The organism is Mucilaginibacter sp. 3215 (genome assembly GCF_050433785.1).
Taxonomy (GTDB): Bacteria; Bacteroidota; Bacteroidia; order Sphingobacteriales; family Sphingobacteriaceae; genus Mucilaginibacter.
This window is the reverse complement of record NZ_JBNPWO010000026.1, coordinates 64887-82402: the sequence shown is the minus strand read 5'-3', so window position 1 is coordinate 82402 and position 17516 is coordinate 64887. Positions and strand designations below refer to the sequence as shown.

The following is a 17516-nucleotide window of genomic DNA, read 5'->3' as shown; positions in this document are numbered from 1 at the left end:
CAGCGCCAACAACAGCAGGAACAGCAACGTCAGCAGCAACAAGCTCAGCGCCAACAACAGATGGAACAGCAACGTCAGCAGCAACAAGCTCAGCGTCAACAACAGCAGGAACAGCAACGTCAGCAGCAACAAGCTCAGCGCCAACAACAGCAGCAGCACCGCCCCTAAAACAATTAAATTATAACCGCTACAATAAACAGCACGTATAAAGCATTATATACGTGCTGTTTTATTACCAATCAATCTATTAAAATGAAAAACCTCCTACATATAAGTTATTTTATCGCCTTAATTGCCCTTGTGTCCAGCTCAACTGCAAAAGCCCAGGAAACCACCAGCAAATCATCAACCCAAATCAATTTTATTGAAAACTCCTGGACCGAAGCTCTAAAACAGGCTGCCCGCCAAAACAAATACATTTTTGTTGATGCTTATGCCACTTGGTGCGGCCCCTGCAAAATGCTCAAGGCTACTACATTTAAAAACAATAAGGTAGCTGATTTTTACAACGATAATTTTGTAAACGTAGCTATTGACATGGAAAAAGGACAAGGCCCGGCCCTTGCTGCCGAATGGGGGCTACAGGCCTACCCTACCATGATTATATTTACCAGCAAAGGCAAACCCGTATCAGGAACGGTAGGCTATATCAGGGCAAATGACCTCATTAAATTTGGCAGGCAGGCATTAAACAAATAATTGAATTTTAACTATAAAAAAGACCGGCGCTATAAGCAACCGGTCTTTTTTTTTAACTCAATTAACAACTTTATTTAGGTGTAGATAAAAGTACCTACTAATAAAGCTAACACCTGGTCCATAGATAATGGCTCATCAAAAGCAGCGGTAGCAACGGCTACTGAAGTAGATGTGCCTGATACACCCGGCAATGTGGTGAGGTTGACACCGCCCTGGGTAACGTTTTGTTCGCCATCGTAATTTCCGTTAACCTGCGGCACACCGGTATCGTTGCCTAAAGTAGCGGTACTGGTGATCCACGGGGAAACGCCCAGCAACTGCCGGATAGCCGATGCGTGACGGGCTTCAACCGCATGGATTGATAAAGCCGCCGTCAAAATATCTTTATTGCCCAGCAAGTTAGGCGCCTGGCCTTTATAAGCACGTACACCTGTATCTTCAAAAGCCAGCGCCACCTTCAAAAACAAGTTGTAATTGCCGAACAAACCTTTAAAGGGCCCCTCACCTGTGCCGCCGCCTGCTGTAAAATCAAACTTAGGCGAAGTAACCGGCGTACCGCCCGAAGCTGTAATAGCTGATTTCAGGAAGGCAACATGTTGGTTTTCGTCGTCTTTTACTGTGTTGATATAAGAGGCGCCTGCAGCAGGGATCAAACCTGCTGAGGCAGCACCTGTATTATAAAATGACGACTCAAGATATTCAAGTGTTAAAGCATAATTTAAAACCTCAATCACTGTTGGAGCAGCAGCAGCCCCGTACGCCCTTTTGAGCATGGTACCCATGGCAAACGGCACAGCGGCCATAGCCACTTTTGAACCGAAGCTGGTTATATTTTTGATAGCTGCACGACGCGGATTAAGCCTGTCGTTCAGTTCGGGATCAAATTTTTCTATCTCGTCTATTATATTAAATAAATTCATGGCGATGTGGGATTAAGCTGTGTAACTATAATTGGATGCACTCACTTTAGTTTTGAGGTAGGTGTTTGCGATAGGCAATACCTCGGCAATGGTAGCTGATTTATTCAAACCGTTGCTGTCTACCTGGTCATCAGCAGCAAATGAGCCTGCAACAAGCATATTGCTAATCAATGCAGCGTGCCTTGCCTCAACCGACACTATTTTTCCGGCAATGGTTAAATAACCAGCATCCTTAATCAGGTAACCTGCACCATCATAAGCTTTAACGCCGGTATCTTCAAATGCTTTGGCAGCACCAAGTACGGCAGCTTTTTTGGTAAAATCGATAGTGCTGAAATCGACAGTAAGTGCAGGGATTGCATTACCGCCTAAGGCAGCTTTGAAAAATTCACGGTGGAGCACCTCATGATCACGGATACTTGTGAAAAGCGCTTTTTCATCGGCGGTCATGCCCGAATATGGCGTGGTAATTACCTGGATATAAAATGCGGCTTCCAGTTGCTCAAGCGCGTAAGCGTAGTTAAGGATCGCAAGATCGCCTTTGGCACCGATATCAATGCCCCCGCCAACAATTACCTTGTGGTCTTTGTGACAAGCTGCTGTAGCTAAGAGTCCGGCTGATGCCACGCCTAACCCCGCATAGCGTAAAAATGACCTCCTGGCCATATTTGCTCCGCCTATGCTTTCCTGTTCAGATGTTTTCATAGAGTTCGATTTTTAATACTATAATTAGTTATCTTGTAGATGGATATACGCCCGTTACAATCCAACAGATTTCAATTTACGATAATTAATCTACTCTTAATTGGAGTGTTTAACTGCGGGTAAAACCCATGGCTCTATTTACAGCTAAAAAGACCTCTCAAAAATTCGGAATAATAAAAAAGGCCGAAACACTCTCGCAGTTTTTCGGCCCTACATCTACCTATGAAAACAACCCTTTGAGGGATATTAATACTTATCCAAACCTTGGGCCAAATCATAAAAACAGCTTTTAAACTCCTATAAATAAGCTTTTTGAAGTTAATAGATGTCCCCATGTGGAAAGCAATACCAAAATCGGGGATTATAAGCTCCTGTCATTAAATATTCTTAATTAAAAAGCAATCAGATTAGAGAGAGATTGAAATTCACGTTAAATAAAAAGGCCGGACAACTCTCGCAGTTATTCCGGCCCTACATCTACCTATGAAAAACAACCCTTTGAGAAGGGTATTAAATTATATTCAAACCTGATGCCAATGTTTAAAAATGGCCTTAAATGCCTAATTGGCAGCTTTTTAAAACACAAACACTCCTCAATGTGTAGAAATGACACCCAAAACCGGGAATTAATTTCCCAATGGTTAATTTCGTCGGGGGACATTTTAATTATCAGGCAATATAAACGCCGTAATAAAAAAGGCCGGACAACTCTCGCAGTTGGTCCGGCCCTACATCTACCTATGAAAAACAACCCTTTTTAGTAAGGGTATTAACTTTAATTCAAACCAGGTGCCAAATGTCAAAATGCCTTTCCAGCACTCAAAACGCATTTTAAAAGGCGTAGTGAATATAAAGTGTGTAAATACTTTCCGGGGAATGGTGGTATAATTTTCCCAAAAGTTAAACCCTAATCGGCTAAACTATCTTTCCCGTCATCACATGCCCTTGATGACATATCCAGTTACATAAACCTGCTTTGGAAATGAAACCGGCACCAAACATTTGATAATAAAAAAAGGTCGAAATACTCTCGCAGTATTTCGACCCTACATCTACCTATGAAAAACAACCCTTTGAGAAGGGTAATAACATTTATTCAAACGAAATGCCAATTGATAAACATACACCTATACGCCTAAAAAACAGGTTTTTAATGTTATCTAAACGTTAAACTGTAGAAACTTTCCCCAAACAAGGGTACAATTTCCACACCCTTAGGAATTAGCCTAAAAATCAAACAATTCTGAGTATTAAATGCTTAATAAAGAAACCATCCCATTTAAACTTTGTTAAACCGATTATGGACTATAATGTATATTTACTGGCAACCGATCCCCAAAACCCCTGTAGGGACGTGATCCATTCCAGGGATACACGCCTCAAGGTAAAAGTTTACTGCCTTGATGAAGAGCAATTTAGTCCGGATGACAATGAGATCCAGCTTTATGGCTATGCCGGCAATAAGCTTTATGCTTTTGAAACGGTAAATGTAGCTGCCGAAGATGCGCTGGATTTAGTAGGCGCTATACAGTGGTATGCCTATTACATCGAATTCCCGGAAATGGAAATCCTTCCCGAAGACCCCCGTCCGCGTGCCCAGTACAGGGATGTGAAGTAGATTATTAAAACATATCTCATTAAAAATCAAAAAATTACAAAAAATAAAAAATATTTTTTGAAGAGTAAACATCAACCCCTATATTTGCAGTCCCAAAAGCAAGGGAGCTTAGCTCAGCTGGTTCAGAGCATCTGCCTTACAAGCAGAGGGTCACTGGTTCGAACCCAGTAGCTCCCACGAAAAGCCTGACAGTAATGTTGGGCTTTTATACTTGCGCTCTTCGATAAATACTTCACAAAAGTATTTGCATTATATGGCAAAGTGATTTAACTTCGCCGCTCGGTTTTACCAAAATGATGGTAAAATTAAAAACAAAGGGAGCTTAGCTCAGCTGGTTCAGAGCATCTGCCTTACAAGCAGAGGGTCACTGGTTCGAACCCAGTAGTTCCCACAAAAAGGCCTTGCAATTGCAGGGCTTTTTTATTTAAAATCAGCCTTTAAAGTCTTTCAAACTCATTTTATCGCAATACGTTATGAGTTAATCCCCCTTGAAACTACCCACAAAAACTTTAACCGCATCAGCAGTGGTTTGAAAGAACGCCGGCCCTGCAAGCAGCGTTATTTGAGTAATAGCCTTAGCAGAACTCAGCGAATGATCTTTCAAAAAAGCCTCCGTTTCATAGGCGCTTATAGCGCCTTTAATAACGTTCACAGCAACAACGCCTGTAGGCGAATCAATACCAGCATCCTTTAAATCGCTGGCATGCGAATAACTGCTTACCCCCAGCCTTAAAGCTTCGCGCATTTCCACACGGCCAACACTGATCATTAGTTCAGGATTAAAGGACTTTCGGTCGCCAAGCCCTATGATCAGCAACTTTCCGGCAGGCAAGCTGCCAACTGATGGTGTAATAAGCATTGTTTCCAGGGTCTGGCCTTCAAACCGGCCGCTTTTACGCAATTCGGTGAGTATCCCTTTTAAGGCCTCATCTACATGTACAAGACCGTTAAGATTGCGCGGCAATGCGGGCGGTGAATTAAAAATATCGTCCTCTGTGTATTCAAAAACACAAATTACCTGAAGTGGTGTTTGCTGATTGGACGGCGACTGAACAGCTGTCGCTATCGTGATACCATCTATTTGGCCAATTGTTACCGATGTACCGGGAGCGGGTAAAGTTGGCGCTTGTGTCTGTGCCCAACCTTTTGTAAAACTTACTAAGCCGATGATTGCCATTGCAAACATCAGCTTTAACGAGCCTGTATGCAATTTTATAGCTGCTTTCTTAATTATTGTAATATTGTGTTCCATGGATGACGATGTTTAAATTGATATTATTTGTCTCTATTACTAATACATCAAAAGTGGAGGAAATTGAAAAACAAAAAGATGACGTAGATTAAGAAAATAAAAAATCATCTTAAAAGCTGAATAAATCTAAACGCGATTCCACCACATCATATATGAGTCACAACCAAAATGTTGAGCATTTTTTGTTCTTTTGCTTCAGCCTATGCAAACGTTAAAACAGTTACAAAACGGAGAATTAAAAGGAGCAGCATCGCTTAAACTATCAGAAAATCTTTCCCACTTTCCTATTGAAATTTTTGAATTGGCAGATACGCTGGAATATCTTGATCTTTCATTCAATAAACTGGACGCGTTACCGTCAGATTTTGGTCGCCTCCAAAAGCTGAAAACCTTTTTCTGTTCAGAAAACTGCTTTACGGTTTTGCCCGAAGTACTTTCCGATTGCCCCTTTTTGGATATCGCAGGGTTTAAATCAAACCGGATAGAAAAGGTACCGCCGGCATCGCTTAATTCAAATCTCCGCTGGCTCATCCTCACCAACAACCGGATTACTGAGTTACCCCCTCAAATAGGCAATTGCAGCAGGATGCAGAAACTAATGCTTGCGGGTAACCGGTTAACGGAGTTGCCGGCGTCACTTGCTAATTGCCGAAACCTGGAGTTGCTCCGGATTTCTGCCAATCAATTAAATGAATTCCCCGAGTGGCTCTTATCCATGCCTAAACTATCGTGGCTGGCTTTTTCGGGCAATCCTTTTAGCTATAAACCAGCCGTGCAACCGCTTACACCAATTGATAGCCAGGAGTTGGAGATTAAGCACCTGCTTGGCGAAGGTGCATCAGGTATCATCTCCAAAGTCGTGTGGCGAAAAGCCAGTGAGCCCATCGACGTTGCCGTTAAAATTTTCAAAGGGGCAGTTACCAGCGATGGCCTGCCCGAAGATGAAATGAACGCCTGTATCACTGCCGGCAATCATAACGGGCTTGTACAATTGATAGGCCAGATAGCCAACCATCCCGAAAACAAAAAGGGATTGGTAATGAAACTAATACCTAAAAATTTTTACAACCTGGGCCTCCCACCCAGCCTGGACAGTTGTACGCGCGATGTTTTCAAACCAGGCCTGAACCTAACACCCGAGCAGGTACTAAAAATTGCAGGCACCATTGCATCCGTAGCAGAGCACCTGCACTGCAAGGGGATTATGCACAGCGACCTGTATGCACACAATATTTTGATTGATGATGAAGCCAACACACTGTTCAGCGATTTCGGAGCCGCCTGTTTTTATGATACGGCCAATACAACAATAGCCGGCAAACTTGAATGGCTTGAAGTAAGGGCTTTTGGTTATTTATTGGATGACCTGGCAAGGCTATGTAATAACACAGAACATCCTGACCTCAAAAAGTTATTGGTTTTGAAAGAAAGCTGCCTGAGCGAACAATTAACGAACAGGCCTACATTTCGCCATTTAAACGCCGCATTTTCCGGATTAAAATAACCGGCCAAACCTACTGTGTTCATCCGAAAAGCTACGGCGAATTTCATTTCCCTGACGACCTGTTTTATTTTGGAAAAACAAGCGCACGCCCGCAATATTTTTAATTTTTTAGAAAAATTAAAACAAAAAACGATAGTTTTTAATAATCCGTCGATTCATTTAATCTATTCGTCGGTTTTTTTTTGATTTTAATAATTCTTATAGTAGATTTGTAGCTATTTCAATACAAGGTTACCACCTTGATTTGTGATAAGGTTTAGGTTTAAAGCCTCCAAGCAGCGAGTGCAAGGAGGCTTTTATTTTTTAGTCTTATCAATAACGCATCAACTAAAGCTTTAGTATATGAAAAACTCCTAAGTCGAAAGTATTTAGTCGGAAGTAATATTTTTGACTTCTAACTTCGAGATCAGTGATTTATGATTTAAAACACGGTGGTGGCTCCGGTTGGGCAATGCTGTAATACCTATCCGGGTTTGACTTACGACTAACAACTTGAGACTAACAACTCAGGACTTAAGGCTTACTTATTTTCCTTCACCACATCAATAAGCCAGGTCACCAGGCCGATAAAGCCGGCAATAAATAACCCTGCTCCTGCACCGCGCGCGTAATCGTCCCATTTTTCGCCGGGGCCGCTGGGAATAGCCATCCCTGCCGAAAACAGGATTATCCCGATTAATAAAAGATAAACAGAGCGTTTTGCTTTATTTTTCATCGGCGTAAATTAAAAAAATCATTTTTAAATTCTGTATTTTTGCAACCTCTTAAAAACGAGGTGAAATAATAGATGTACAAGGAATATAAGCAGTTAAACTTATCGCAAACCGGCAAAGAGATACTGGACTTCTGGAAACAGAAAAATATTTTCGAGAAAAGCATTACCAGCCGTCCGGCAGGTAATCCTTATACTTTTTATGAAGGGCCGCCGAGCGCTAACGGCATGCCCGGTATTCACCACGTAATGGCGCGCTCAATTAAAGACATTTTTTGTCGCTACAAAACGCTTAAAGGCTACCAGGTAAAACGTAAAGGTGGCTGGGATACCCACGGTTTGCCTATTGAGCTTGCCGTTGAAAAAGCCCTGGGCATCACCAAAGATGATATCGGCAAAAAAATAAGCGTAAAAGATTATAACGATGCCTGCCGCAAGGAGGTAATGCGCTATACCGATGTTTGGAACGACCTGACCGAAAAAATGGGTTACTGGGTTGATCTCAACGATCCGTACATCACCTACAAAAATGAATACATTGAAAGCCTTTGGTGGATCCTTAAACAGCTGCACAATAAAGATCTGCTGTATAAAGGTTACACCGTACAGCCATACTCTCCAAAATCTGGTACCGGCCTAAGCTCACATGAGCTTAACCAGCCAGGCACTTACAAAATGGTGAAGGATACTACGATCACCGCGCAGTTTAAAGTTAAACGCGACGGCGATTCGGAGTTTTTGTTCAACGGAATAGATACGGAAGTATTTATCCTTGCCTGGACAACTACCCCATGGACTTTACCATCAAACTGCGCCCTCGCCGTTGGCGAAAGTATTACCTACGTTAAGATCAGCACCTTTAACCCTTACACCTACCTACCGGTTTGTGTAGTGCTGGCTAAAGACCTCGTTAAAAAATATTTCAAAGCAGAAGGTGAGAATGTTTCGTTCGCTGATTACAAAGGTGGCGACAAGATCATTCCATGGAAAATCGAGGCAGAAGTAAAAGGCAGTCAACTGGTGGGCATTCACTACGAGCAACTGATGCCTTATGTAACTAATGAGGACCTGGAGAAAAACGCGTTCCGTGTTATTCCTGCCGACTTTGTTACCACGGAAGACGGTACCGGTATAGTACACACCGCATCTGTTTTTGGTGCGGATGACTTCAGGGCCTGTAAAGAAAACAACGTACCATCGGTAATGGTGAAAGACGAAACAGGCAAGGATGTTCCATTAGTGAACAAACAAGGCCGTTTTGTTGAAGAGGTTACCGATTACGCCGGCCGTTACGTTAAGGAAGAATATTATACCGACGCAGAGCGTGCCGAAGAAGGTTTTAAACCGACCGACGTACTGATCTCTATCAAATTAAAAACCGAGAACCGCGCGTTCGACGTTAAAAAATACGAGCACAGCTACCCGCACTCATGGCGCAGCGACGAGCCCATACTATACTATCCGCTTGATAGCTGGTTTATCCGTACTACCGCGGTTAAGGATAAAATGGTGGAGCTGAACAAAACCATCAACTGGAAACCGGAATCAACCGGTACAGGCCGTTTTGGTAACTGGCTGGAAAATTTGGTGGACTGGAATCTTTCACGTTCACGTTACTGGGGCACCCCGCTGCCTATCTGGCGCGAGGAAAACGGAACGGAAGAGATCTGCATTGGTTCAATTGCCGAATTAAATGAAGAGATTGCAAAATCGATCAAAGCAGGTTTCATGCCTGAGGGTTTTAAGTTGGAAGACATGCACCGTCCTTATGTTGATGATGTTGTTTTAGTATCATCAACCGGCAATAAAATGCTGCGCGAGCCCGACCTGATCGACGTTTGGTTTGACTCGGGCGCTATGCCTTACGCACAATGGCATTTCCCGTTTGAAGGCCAGGAAGAATTTAAGAATGCGTACCCGGCAGATTTCATTGCCGAGGGCGTTGACCAAACCCGCGGCTGGTTCTTCACCTTGCACGCCATAGCCGTAATGTTGAGCGAAGCAAGTGACGAGGTGAAAGCTATCAATGAACAGGTTGGCAATAAAGGTATCGCATTCAAAAACGTAGTATCAAACGGCCTGGTGCTTGATAAAAATGGCAACAAAATGTCTAAACGATTGGGCAATGCCGTTGATCCGTTCGAGACCATCGAAAAATATGGAGCTGATGCCGCCCGCTGGTACATGATCAGCAATGCATCGCCATGGGATAACCTTAAATTTAACGAAGAGGGTATAGATGAAGTTAGGCGTAAGTTTTTTGGTACGCTATACAATACCTATAACTTCTTTGCCGTTTACGCCAACATTGATAATTTTACATATAAGGAACCTGATATTAGCATAGGCAAGCGCCCACAAATTGATCAATGGATTATATCGCTGCTAAACACTCTGAGCAAAGAAGTTGACAGTTATTATGCTGATTTCGAGCCAACCAAAGCTGCCCGCGCTATCCAGGAATTTGTTGAGCACTTCAGTAACTGGTTTATCCGCTTAAGTCGCCGCCGTTTCTGGAAATCAGACGAACCGGAAGATAAACTTTCGGCTTATCAAACCTTATATACCTGTCTCATCGCTATCAGCAAGCTCATGTCGCCAATAGCGCCGTTCTTTGCCGATAGGTTATATTGCGACCTGAACGCTGTTACAGGTAAAGAGGAATTTGAATCGGTGCATTTAGCTTACTTCCCCGAATACAACAGCGCATTGGTTGATGCTGAACTGGAAGAGCGTATGCAACTTGCACAGGATGTTTCGTCATTAACCTTGTCACTTCGTAAAAAGGTGAATATCAACGTGCGCCAGCCATTGAGCAAAATTTTATTGCCAATACTGGATAAAAGCTTTAAATTACACGTTGAGCAGGTTAAAGACCTGATTTTGTCTGAAACCAATATTAAAGATATCGAGTATATTACCGATACCGCAGGTTTCATTAAAAAGAAAATAAAGCCAAACTTCAAGGCCTTAGGCCAAAAGGTAGGTAAGGATATGAAAGTTGTAGCCGAAGCCATCACAAACTTCTCCCAGGATGATATTGCCGCTTTAGAAACCAACGGCAACATCCCGGTTCTTGATGGCAAATACGAAGTATTAGCTACCGACGTTGAGATCATAGCCGAAGATGTACCCGGATGGCAGGTAGCAAATTTGGGAAAACTAACCGTGGCTTTAGATGTTACCATAACCAACGAATTAAAACAGGAGGGTATCTCGCGCGAGTTTATCAACCGTGTGCAGAATATACGTAAGACCAAAGGATTTGAAGTAACTGACAGGATAAACGTGCAGGTAAGCAGCACCCCGGCGATCAGAGAGGCCGTGGAAAAGAATCTATCCTACATTTGCGCCGAAATTTTGGCCGACAGCATTACGTTTGTGGATAACCTTACCGGGGGCGAACCTGTTACAATTGACGAACAAGAAATATTGATTGCTATTAGTAAAGTATAATGAAACAAGAACAAGAAAAAACCAGATATTCTGAAGCTGACCTGCAGGAATTTAAAGGGATTATCCTGGATAAAATGCGCATAGCCCGCGAGGAATTAAACTCATTGGCTACCTCATTGAGTTCGCCTAATGCCAACGGCACTGATGATACCGCCGGTACTTACAAAACATTAGAAGATGGTTCGGCCACGCTTGAAAAAGAGCAGATAAACCAGTTGGCAGCCCGTCAGAAAAAATTTATTGAGCAGCTTGAAGCCGCGCTTGTACGTATTGAAAATAAAACTTACGGTGTTTGCCGCGAAACAGGCAAGCTGATCCCGAAAGAGCGTTTACGTGCTGTTCCGCACACAACCCTCTCTATGGAAGCTAAATTAAAGCAATAAATGAAGGCTGCTTATACCAAACCTTTTTTAACTGCTGCCTTTATCATCCTTGCCGACCAGATCATTAAGACCTGGGTCCGCGCGCACATGCAGCTCCAGGACGAAATTCGTTTCCTGGGAAGCAGGGGGATGCTGCACTATACCGAAAACAACGGTATGGCATTTGGTATGGAGTGGGGCGGCGATGCGGGCAAACTGGCTTTAACGCTGTTCCGCATAGTTGCGGTTTGCGGTATAATTTACACTCTTATTTATTTAATTAAACACAAATACCATCGCGGGCTCATCATGAACGTAGCGCTCATTTTAGCTGGCGCCATGGGCAATATTATCGATTCAACCTTTTATGGTATAATGTATAAATATGCCCCTTTATTTCATGGCCGTGTGGTTGATATGTTTTACTTTCCGCTATTGCGTGGCACCTATCCGTCATGGTTCCCGTTTTGGGCAGGCGAGTCGTTCGAGTTTTTCAGGCCGGTTTTTAACCTGGCCGATGCCTCTATCTGCGTGGGTGTTATAATGATCCTGCTGTACCAGAAGCGCTATTTTAAACACGAAAAACCAGAAGTAGCCAGCCCCAACAGCGAAATGGTTGAAGAATAGTATTATTGGAAACTTAATATATCAAAAGCCGCGACGAGCGGCTTTTTTGTTGGAGAAGAAGATGAAATTTGGTGCAAAGTCCATGTCACCTGAGCTTGTCGAAGGGTCGCGCGCAGAGGCCTGCCCACCATGCTTCGAGGGCCTCAACATGACAGCCTTCTTTTATTATTGAAATGTCGTTGCTCAAAAATCCACATAAACCAGCCTGCAAACCTGCTTACTGCTCCTGTTGGCGTCGGTAACAATCAATACCCCCTTCTTAAACAGGGCTATACCTTCCCAGTTATTTTTAACACCATCAAATGAACGTACATATTTCCACTGCTTACTTTTACAGCTATCCAGCATCACAATCGCTGCGTAAGGATTATTGTGCAGGTAGTTAGGATTGGCGCTCAGTTTATTCCCAAGTTCAGGAATCAGTTTACCTATAGCTGCCTCGGGCTTCTTCACCCAATCGTTATTTAAATAGGCATCATAATCACCATTCCAAAAATAGTTTATACCGTAAATCTTTCCATCACCGGCTGCCGCAATGTCCGTGACCCTGAAATACAGCAATGGCGTTTTAATTTGCTCAGGGGCTTTACTAAAGGAAGTATCTATCAAATAGCCGCAGCCACCTTTAGGCATGGCATTAAACTCATAATAAGCCAGCAATTTGTTTTCTTTAGGGAGATAGGTAACACTTTCAAAACCGGCATTGCTGATGGATGGATATCTCCGCAGGGAAATAAAATGCTCCGGATCAATTATCACTTCTCCTTTAACGGTATCTAATTTGCCCTTCAGCACAAAACAGTATGGGTATTTATCATCCGTTTCTATAGAAAGGAACACCGTATTATTAGCGATGCTGATAGCTTCAAAGCCTTCATAGTTTGCCTTTACAGAATCGGGCAGCAAATTCAGCCCTTTTACGCTGATGGTTTTATAGGCTGATAATGCTGTATCCTGTCCGTCAATAACCCGGTTGATGCTATCTGCAAAGATGCTATACAGGTTAAATGTGCCATCCAATTTTGTTTCTTTATGATCGCCGTATTGCGGTTCGAGGTAAAGACGGCCGCCATAAATGGTCACACCCGAAAATTCTTCGTTCACACCGTTGATGGCTTTTGGTAGAGGGATGTTTTTATATACATTTTGTGCCCTTGCGGCCATTGCCGAAAAGACGGTCACAACCAGCATAAATAACAATCTTCTCTTTTTCATATCACCCGGATAATGTTGATTAAAAGTAGATAATAAAGTCGGGAAATTTTAACCTCGCGTCCGTTTGTAAACGAGCGCTTAATATGGTTTGCGATCGCATTACCATTAGCGTTGCAAACACACCCAGGTTACGCACTCGTTTGTAAACCAGCGCGAGTTAACATTTATAAATGTAAACCCTACGCTAATCAATAAAACCTGCTTTAACACGTTATATATTACCACAAGCGGCTAAATAGTGTATATTGGGACTTAACAGAGCCAGATTTAACAATTATCACCAAACATTGTGAGTGTTAAACAGATATATCTGCCGCGATATATAACGATTTAACACTTTTTAACATTTAAGCATGGATTTTAGTTGGCGAAAAATTGAGCGGGTGTTTAAGTTTGCCTACCGAAACGAAAAAATTAATGGAAGAACAAAATAGTTACACTGGAAATGTTTCATCAGCAGCTCCGGCAGCTCCAACATCGTATTCAACCGATATCAGGGCGCTGAATGAAATGATACAAAGAGAAAGCGCGTTTATCGATCTGCTGATCATGGAGATGGATAAGGTAATAGTTGGGCAACGTTACATGGTTGAGCGCTTGCTCATCGGTTTACTTGCTAACGGGCACATTTTATTGGAGGGTGTACCAGGATTGGCAAAAACGCTTGCCATCAATACCCTGTCAAGAGCTATCCAGGCCGATTTTAGCCGGATCCAGTTTACTCCGGATTTGCTCCCTGCCGACGTGCTGGGTACCATGATCTACAACCAAAAAAAGGAAGAGTTTATTGTGCGTAAAGGCCCTATCTTCTCCAACTTTGTTTTAGCCGATGAGATCAACCGTGCACCAGCCAAAGTGCAAAGTGCGTTGCTTGAAGCCATGCAGGAGCGTCAGGTAACTATTGGCGATACCACGTACAGGCTTCCCGACCCGTTCCTGGTACTGGCAACTCAAAACCCTATTGAGCAGGAAGGTACCTATCCCCTGCCCGAAGCTCAGGTTGACCGTTTTATGCTTAAAGTAGTGATCAAATATCCTAATAAAGAGGATGAGAAAAAGATCATGCGCGCCAACATTTCACCGGCCGGCATGAATAAGCCAAACGCTATCATCAAGCCGGAAGAGATCATTAAAGCCCGCCAGATTGTTCGCGAGGTTTACATGGATGAAAAGATAGAGCAATACATCATCGATATTGTTTTCGCTACCCGTTTCCCCGATCAGTTTAAGCTTGCCAAATACAAGCCGCTTATCACATTTGGTGCCTCGCCAAGGGCCAGTATCAGTTTGGCACTTGCAGCCAAGGCTTATGCCTTTATCAAACGCCGTGGTTATGTGATCCCGGAGGATGTACGCGCTGTTTGCCACGATGTGTTAAGGCACCGTGTTGGCTTAAGCTACGAAGCCGAGGCTGAAAACATCACCAGTGAGGATATTATCACAGGAATCCTGAACGCTGTTGAGGTACCGTAATGGCCGCCCCACCCAAACCTCCCATGAGAAGGGAGGGCTTTAAGAAAAAGGGCATTTAATTAAATTAACTAAGACATTCAAAAGTCTCTCCTTCCGGGGGGAGATTTAGGGGGGCGCCTATGGAAACCAAGGATCTGCTAAAAAAGGTTAGGAAAATTGAGATTAAAACACGTGGCTTAAGTAACCACTTGTTTTCGGGTGAGTATCATTCGGCTTTTAAAGGGCGCGGTATGGCCTTTAGCGAGGTGCGCGAATACCAGATCGGCGACGAGATCCGTACCATCGACTGGAATGTGACCGCCCGCTTTAACCACCCCTACGTAAAAGTTTTTGATGAGGAGCGCGAGCTTACCGTGATGGTGCTGATGGATGTGAGCGGGTCTGAAAACTTCGGCACGCAGAACCAGCAAAAGCAGGACCTTGCTACCGAACTTTGCGCGGTACTGGCATTTTCGGCCATACAAAACAATGATAAGGTGGGTGTGATCTTTTTCAGCGATAAGATCGAGAAGTTTATTCCGCCCAAAAAGGGCCGTAGTCATATTTTAATGATCATTCGCGAGCTGATCAATTTTCAGCCCGAAAATAAAGGGACCAACGTAGCCGGGGCATTAAAATATTTTACAAGCGTTATTAAAAAGAAATGCACCGCCTTTGTGATCTCTGACTTTATTACGCCCGAGTTTGAAAACGAGCTCAAGATCGCCAATAAAAAGCACGATATCATTGCCGTAAAGCTGTACGATAAGCACGAAGAAGAGTTCCCGAACCTGGGCCTCATCCCGGTTAAGGACGAGGAAAGCGGGCACATCATGTGGGTTAACACCGGCGATAAGGCTGTTCGCGATGCCTTTAAATGGGATGCTGTGAAACGCAACGCCGCCCTGCAAGATGCTTTTCGCCGCTCGGGGGTTGACTATACTACCATTGGCACACATGAATCATACGTTAAACCATTAATGACATTATTTAAAAAGCGGGAAGGCCGGCGGTAAAATATATGAACAGGTATATGAAATACACCCTGGCTATGTTGGTATTGCTTGCAGGCTTTTACCAAACAGGCAGGGCACAAAACTTTGGGGCTAAAGCTACACTGGATAAAAAATCTATCCTGATAGGCGAACAAACACAGCTCAACTTAAGTATTCGTTTTCACGCTAAGGACAGCATCGGATTTCCTAAACTGGCCGACAGCATCGGCAAGATCCGGATTGTAAACTTTAAGGCAGATACTGCTTTTGACAAGGGCGATCAATCTATCGAAACCATCAACAGGCATTATACCATTACTGCTTTCGATAGCGGCACTTATATCATCCCGTCATACATGTTTAAATCGCCGGTGGGCGACTTACTAACGGACACATTGAATCTTGATGTCAGAACTGTTGCCGTTGATACAACTAAAGCGTTCTATGACATTAAACAGCCACTGGCTGTTAAATACACTTTTTGGGACTGGCTGCGTGATAACTGGAAGCTGGTTACAGGTATATTGCTTGGCTTGATCATTATTGGCGCCGTGGCTTACTATTTGTTAAAACGGCCTAAAAAGGAAGTGATTGTTGAAGAAGTTAAGCCCGATATCCCGTTGCATATCCAAGCCCTTCAAAAACTCGAAGAGATCAAAAACAAGCAGCTTTGGCAGCATGACCAGGTTAAACAATATTATATTGAACTGAGCGACGTGGTGCGCGAGTACCTTGAAAAACGGTACAACATCCAAGCCCTGGAGCAAACATCCGAAGAGATCTTTGCCAGCTTAAGGCGCATGGACATAGCCAGCGAAGACAGGAACCTGTTAAGGCAATTGCTCATACTTGCCGATATGGTAAAGTTTGCCAAAGAGAAACCCGCGGCCAATGAAAATGAAAAAAGCATGGAAAACGCCGTTACTTTTATTAAAGATACACAACCCCATGCCAGGCCAACCGATGTAAATGTGAAGGGAGATGAGGCAAAATGATTTGGTTTAAAGGAATAGAATTTGCTCATCCGGGCTTTTTCTGGCTGCTGATCAGCATCCCGCTTATGGTGGGCTGGTACATTTGGAAACAAAAACAGTTGCAGGGTAACCTGGCTATGCCTACTATCAGGGGTTTTGCCATGATCACAAAAAGCATGCTGCCCCGTTTCAGGCATTTGGTCATTATATTACGCTCATTGGCAATGGCAGCATTGATCGTAGCACTGGCAAGGCCGCAATCGTCATTAAGCTGGCAGGATACTACTACTGAGGGCATCGATATTGTTATTGCTTCTGACATCTCCGGCAGTATGCTCGCCGAAGATTTTAAGCCTAACAGGCTTGAGGCGGGTAAAAACATCGCCATTGATTTTATCCAGAACCGCCCTAACGACAGAATAGGCCTGGTAGTTTTTAGTGGTGAGAGTTTTACGCAATGTCCGCTCACCATTGATCACTCAGTACTGGTAAACCTGTATGCCGATATCAAAAATGGGATGATTGAAGACGGTACTGCCATCGGGATGGGCTTGGCTACGGCTGTAAACCGTTTAAAAGATAGTGAGGCCAAAAGTAAAGTGGTGATCCTGCTTACCGATGGTTCAAACAACTCGGGCTCTATCCCCCCGGTTACCGCTGCCGAAATTGCCAAACAATTTGGTGTTAGGGTCTATACAGTAGGCATCGGCACTAACGGCTTTGCACCTTACCCGGTTCAAACTCCAATGGGCATCCAATATCAGCGCATGAAGGTTGATATTGATGAGGGTACATTGAGCAAGATCGCCACAATTACCGGCGGTAAATACTTCAGGGCAACCAACAATAGTGCTTTGAAGGATATTTACGAGCAAATTGACAAACTGGAAAAGGCCAAGATAGACGTTACCCAATACCGCAAAAAAACAGAACGGTTTTTGCCGTTCGCCATTATTGCGCTGGCGCTTTTATCGTTAGAATTTTTAACAAGACACACCCTGCTTAAGGGAGCTATAACATAACAG

At 43.5% G+C, this 17516-nt stretch carries 16 protein-coding genes and 2 tRNA genes; 13 read left to right on the top strand and 5 right to left on the bottom strand.

Translation table 11 applies throughout. The features are described 5' to 3' along the window. Positions 1-252: 252 nt before the first annotated feature. Positions 253-699 (top strand): thioredoxin family protein, encoded by a 447-nt coding sequence (locus ABIC84_RS25915; RefSeq protein WP_429265456.1) that lies wholly within the window; start codon positions 253-255, stop codon positions 697-699. Between the two features lie 74 nt (positions 700-773). On the opposite strand, the gene ABIC84_RS25910 is transcribed toward ABIC84_RS25915, so the two are convergent. Both ABIC84_RS25910 and ABIC84_RS25905 read right to left on the bottom strand, forming a co-directional pair. Beyond that, complete coding sequence (locus ABIC84_RS25910) at positions 774-1619, bottom strand: ferritin-like domain-containing protein (protein WP_429265455.1); 846 nt, start codon at positions 1617-1619, stop codon at positions 774-776. Between the two features lie 12 nt (positions 1620-1631). Continuing rightward, positions 1632-2324 (bottom strand): ferritin-like domain-containing protein, encoded by a 693-nt coding sequence (locus ABIC84_RS25905; RefSeq protein WP_429265454.1) that lies wholly within the window; start codon positions 2322-2324, stop codon positions 1632-1634. A gap of 128 nt (positions 2325-2452) precedes the next feature. Here ABIC84_RS25905 and ABIC84_RS25900 point away from each other — a divergent pair, with 128 nt between their 5' ends. The 4 genes from ABIC84_RS25900 to ABIC84_RS25885 all read left to right on the top strand — a co-directional run bounded on the left by ABIC84_RS25900 (position 2453) and on the right by ABIC84_RS25885 (position 4333). Beyond that, complete coding sequence (locus tag ABIC84_RS25900; protein ID WP_429265453.1) at positions 2453-2617, top strand: hypothetical protein; 165 nt, start codon at positions 2453-2455, stop codon at positions 2615-2617. 1007 nt (positions 2618-3624) lie between these two features. Then, entirely contained in the window at positions 3625-3942 is a 318-nt protein-coding gene (locus ABIC84_RS25895) for a hypothetical protein (RefSeq protein WP_429265452.1), read from the top strand. 102 nt (positions 3943-4044) lie between these two features. Next, a tRNA-Val gene (locus ABIC84_RS25890) sits at positions 4045-4119 on the top strand. A gap of 139 nt (positions 4120-4258) precedes the next feature. Then, a tRNA-Val gene (locus ABIC84_RS25885) sits at positions 4259-4333 on the top strand. 87 nt (positions 4334-4420) lie between these two features. Here the strand turns inward: ABIC84_RS25885 and ABIC84_RS25880 are convergent. Then, positions 4421-5194, bottom strand: coding sequence for a M17 family peptidase N-terminal domain-containing protein (locus ABIC84_RS25880; RefSeq protein ID WP_429265451.1), 774 nt, complete (start codon positions 5192-5194; stop codon positions 4421-4423). Between the two features lie 202 nt (positions 5195-5396). Between ABIC84_RS25880 and ABIC84_RS25875 the strand changes: the two genes are divergently transcribed. After that, positions 5397-6698 (top strand): leucine-rich repeat-containing protein kinase family protein, encoded by a 1302-nt coding sequence (locus tag ABIC84_RS25875; protein WP_429265450.1) that lies wholly within the window; start codon positions 5397-5399, stop codon positions 6696-6698. Between the two features lie 520 nt (positions 6699-7218). On the opposite strand, the gene ABIC84_RS25870 is transcribed toward ABIC84_RS25875, so the two are convergent. After that, positions 7219-7413, bottom strand: a complete 195-nt coding sequence (locus ABIC84_RS25870) for a hypothetical protein (protein ID WP_090533806.1) — start codon at positions 7411-7413, stop codon at positions 7219-7221. Positions 7414-7485: 72 nt separating this feature from the next. Between ABIC84_RS25870 and ileS the strand changes: the two genes are divergently transcribed. From ileS to ABIC84_RS25855, 3 genes are read left to right on the top strand one after another with little or no spacing between them, the layout of a single operon-like run. Then, entirely contained in the window at positions 7486-10866 is a 3381-nt protein-coding gene (gene ileS / locus ABIC84_RS25865; RefSeq protein WP_429265449.1) for an isoleucine--tRNA ligase, read from the top strand. Further along, positions 10866-11249, top strand: a complete 384-nt coding sequence (locus ABIC84_RS25860) for a TraR/DksA family transcriptional regulator (RefSeq protein ID WP_090533802.1) — start codon at positions 10866-10868, stop codon at positions 11247-11249. The genes ileS and ABIC84_RS25860 overlap by 1 nt, the downstream gene beginning before the upstream one ends. Then, entirely contained in the window at positions 11250-11855 is a 606-nt protein-coding gene (locus ABIC84_RS25855; protein WP_090533800.1) for a lipoprotein signal peptidase, read from the top strand. A gap of 183 nt (positions 11856-12038) precedes the next feature. On the opposite strand, the gene ABIC84_RS25850 is transcribed toward ABIC84_RS25855, so the two are convergent. Beyond that, positions 12039-13070, bottom strand: a complete 1032-nt coding sequence (locus ABIC84_RS25850) for a hypothetical protein (protein ID WP_429265448.1) — start codon at positions 13068-13070, stop codon at positions 12039-12041. A gap of 417 nt (positions 13071-13487) precedes the next feature. Between ABIC84_RS25850 and ABIC84_RS25845 the strand changes: the two genes are divergently transcribed. The 4 genes from ABIC84_RS25845 (at position 13488) to ABIC84_RS25830 (ending at position 17513) form a co-directional block, all read left to right on the top strand. Then, the gene (locus tag ABIC84_RS25845; protein ID WP_426582835.1) at positions 13488-14543 is read left to right on the top strand and encodes an AAA family ATPase; all 1056 of its coding nucleotides are present in this window, start codon (positions 13488-13490) and stop codon (positions 14541-14543) included. A 119-nt stretch (positions 14544-14662) separates the two neighbouring features. Beyond that, positions 14663-15538, top strand: coding sequence for a DUF58 domain-containing protein (locus ABIC84_RS25840; RefSeq protein WP_426582837.1), 876 nt, complete (start codon positions 14663-14665; stop codon positions 15536-15538). A 17-nt stretch (positions 15539-15555) separates the two neighbouring features. Then, entirely contained in the window at positions 15556-16512 is a 957-nt protein-coding gene (locus ABIC84_RS25835) for a hypothetical protein (RefSeq protein ID WP_429265447.1), read from the top strand. Then, the gene (locus tag ABIC84_RS25830; protein WP_429265446.1) at positions 16509-17513 is read left to right on the top strand and encodes a vWA domain-containing protein; all 1005 of its coding nucleotides are present in this window, start codon (positions 16509-16511) and stop codon (positions 17511-17513) included. Before ABIC84_RS25835 ends, ABIC84_RS25830 begins: the two co-directional genes overlap by 4 nt. Positions 17514-17516 lie beyond the last annotated feature (3 nt).

Excerpts from the sequence above, each read along its gene's own strand:
- ABIC84_RS25870 (WP_090533806.1), bottom strand. The coding sequence starts at position 7,413 with ATGAAAAATAAAGCAAAACGCTCTGTTTATCTTTTATTAATCGGGATA.
- ABIC84_RS25910 (WP_429265455.1), bottom strand. The coding sequence starts at position 1,619 with ATGAATTTATTTAATATAATAGACGAGATAGAAAAATTTGATCCCGAA.
- ABIC84_RS25880 (WP_429265451.1), bottom strand. The coding sequence starts at position 5,194 with ATGGAACACAATATTACAATAATTAAGAAAGCAGCTATAAAATTGCAT.
- ABIC84_RS25835 (WP_429265447.1), top strand. The coding sequence starts at position 15,556 with ATGAAATACACCCTGGCTATGTTGGTATTGCTTGCAGGCTTTTACCAA.
- ABIC84_RS25830 (WP_429265446.1), top strand. The coding sequence starts at position 16,509 with ATGATTTGGTTTAAAGGAATAGAATTTGCTCATCCGGGCTTTTTCTGG.
- ABIC84_RS25850 (WP_429265448.1), bottom strand. The coding sequence starts at position 13,070 with ATGAAAAAGAGAAGATTGTTATTTATGCTGGTTGTGACCGTCTTTTCG.
- ABIC84_RS25915 (WP_429265456.1), top strand. The coding sequence starts at position 253 with ATGAAAAACCTCCTACATATAAGTTATTTTATCGCCTTAATTGCCCTT.
- ABIC84_RS25860 (WP_090533802.1), top strand. The coding sequence starts at position 10,866 with ATGAAACAAGAACAAGAAAAAACCAGATATTCTGAAGCTGACCTGCAG.
- ABIC84_RS25875 (WP_429265450.1), top strand. The coding sequence starts at position 5,397 with ATGCAAACGTTAAAACAGTTACAAAACGGAGAATTAAAAGGAGCAGCA.
- ABIC84_RS25845 (WP_426582835.1), top strand. The coding sequence starts at position 13,488 with ATGGAAGAACAAAATAGTTACACTGGAAATGTTTCATCAGCAGCTCCG.
- ABIC84_RS25840 (WP_426582837.1), top strand. The coding sequence starts at position 14,663 with ATGGAAACCAAGGATCTGCTAAAAAAGGTTAGGAAAATTGAGATTAAA.
- ABIC84_RS25900 (WP_429265453.1), top strand. The coding sequence starts at position 2,453 with ATGGCTCTATTTACAGCTAAAAAGACCTCTCAAAAATTCGGAATAATA.
- ABIC84_RS25855 (WP_090533800.1), top strand. The coding sequence starts at position 11,250 with ATGAAGGCTGCTTATACCAAACCTTTTTTAACTGCTGCCTTTATCATC.
- ileS (WP_429265449.1), top strand. The coding sequence starts at position 7,486 with ATGTACAAGGAATATAAGCAGTTAAACTTATCGCAAACCGGCAAAGAG.
- ABIC84_RS25905 (WP_429265454.1), bottom strand. The coding sequence starts at position 2,324 with ATGAAAACATCTGAACAGGAAAGCATAGGCGGAGCAAATATGGCCAGG.
- ABIC84_RS25895 (WP_429265452.1), top strand. The coding sequence starts at position 3,625 with ATGGACTATAATGTATATTTACTGGCAACCGATCCCCAAAACCCCTGT.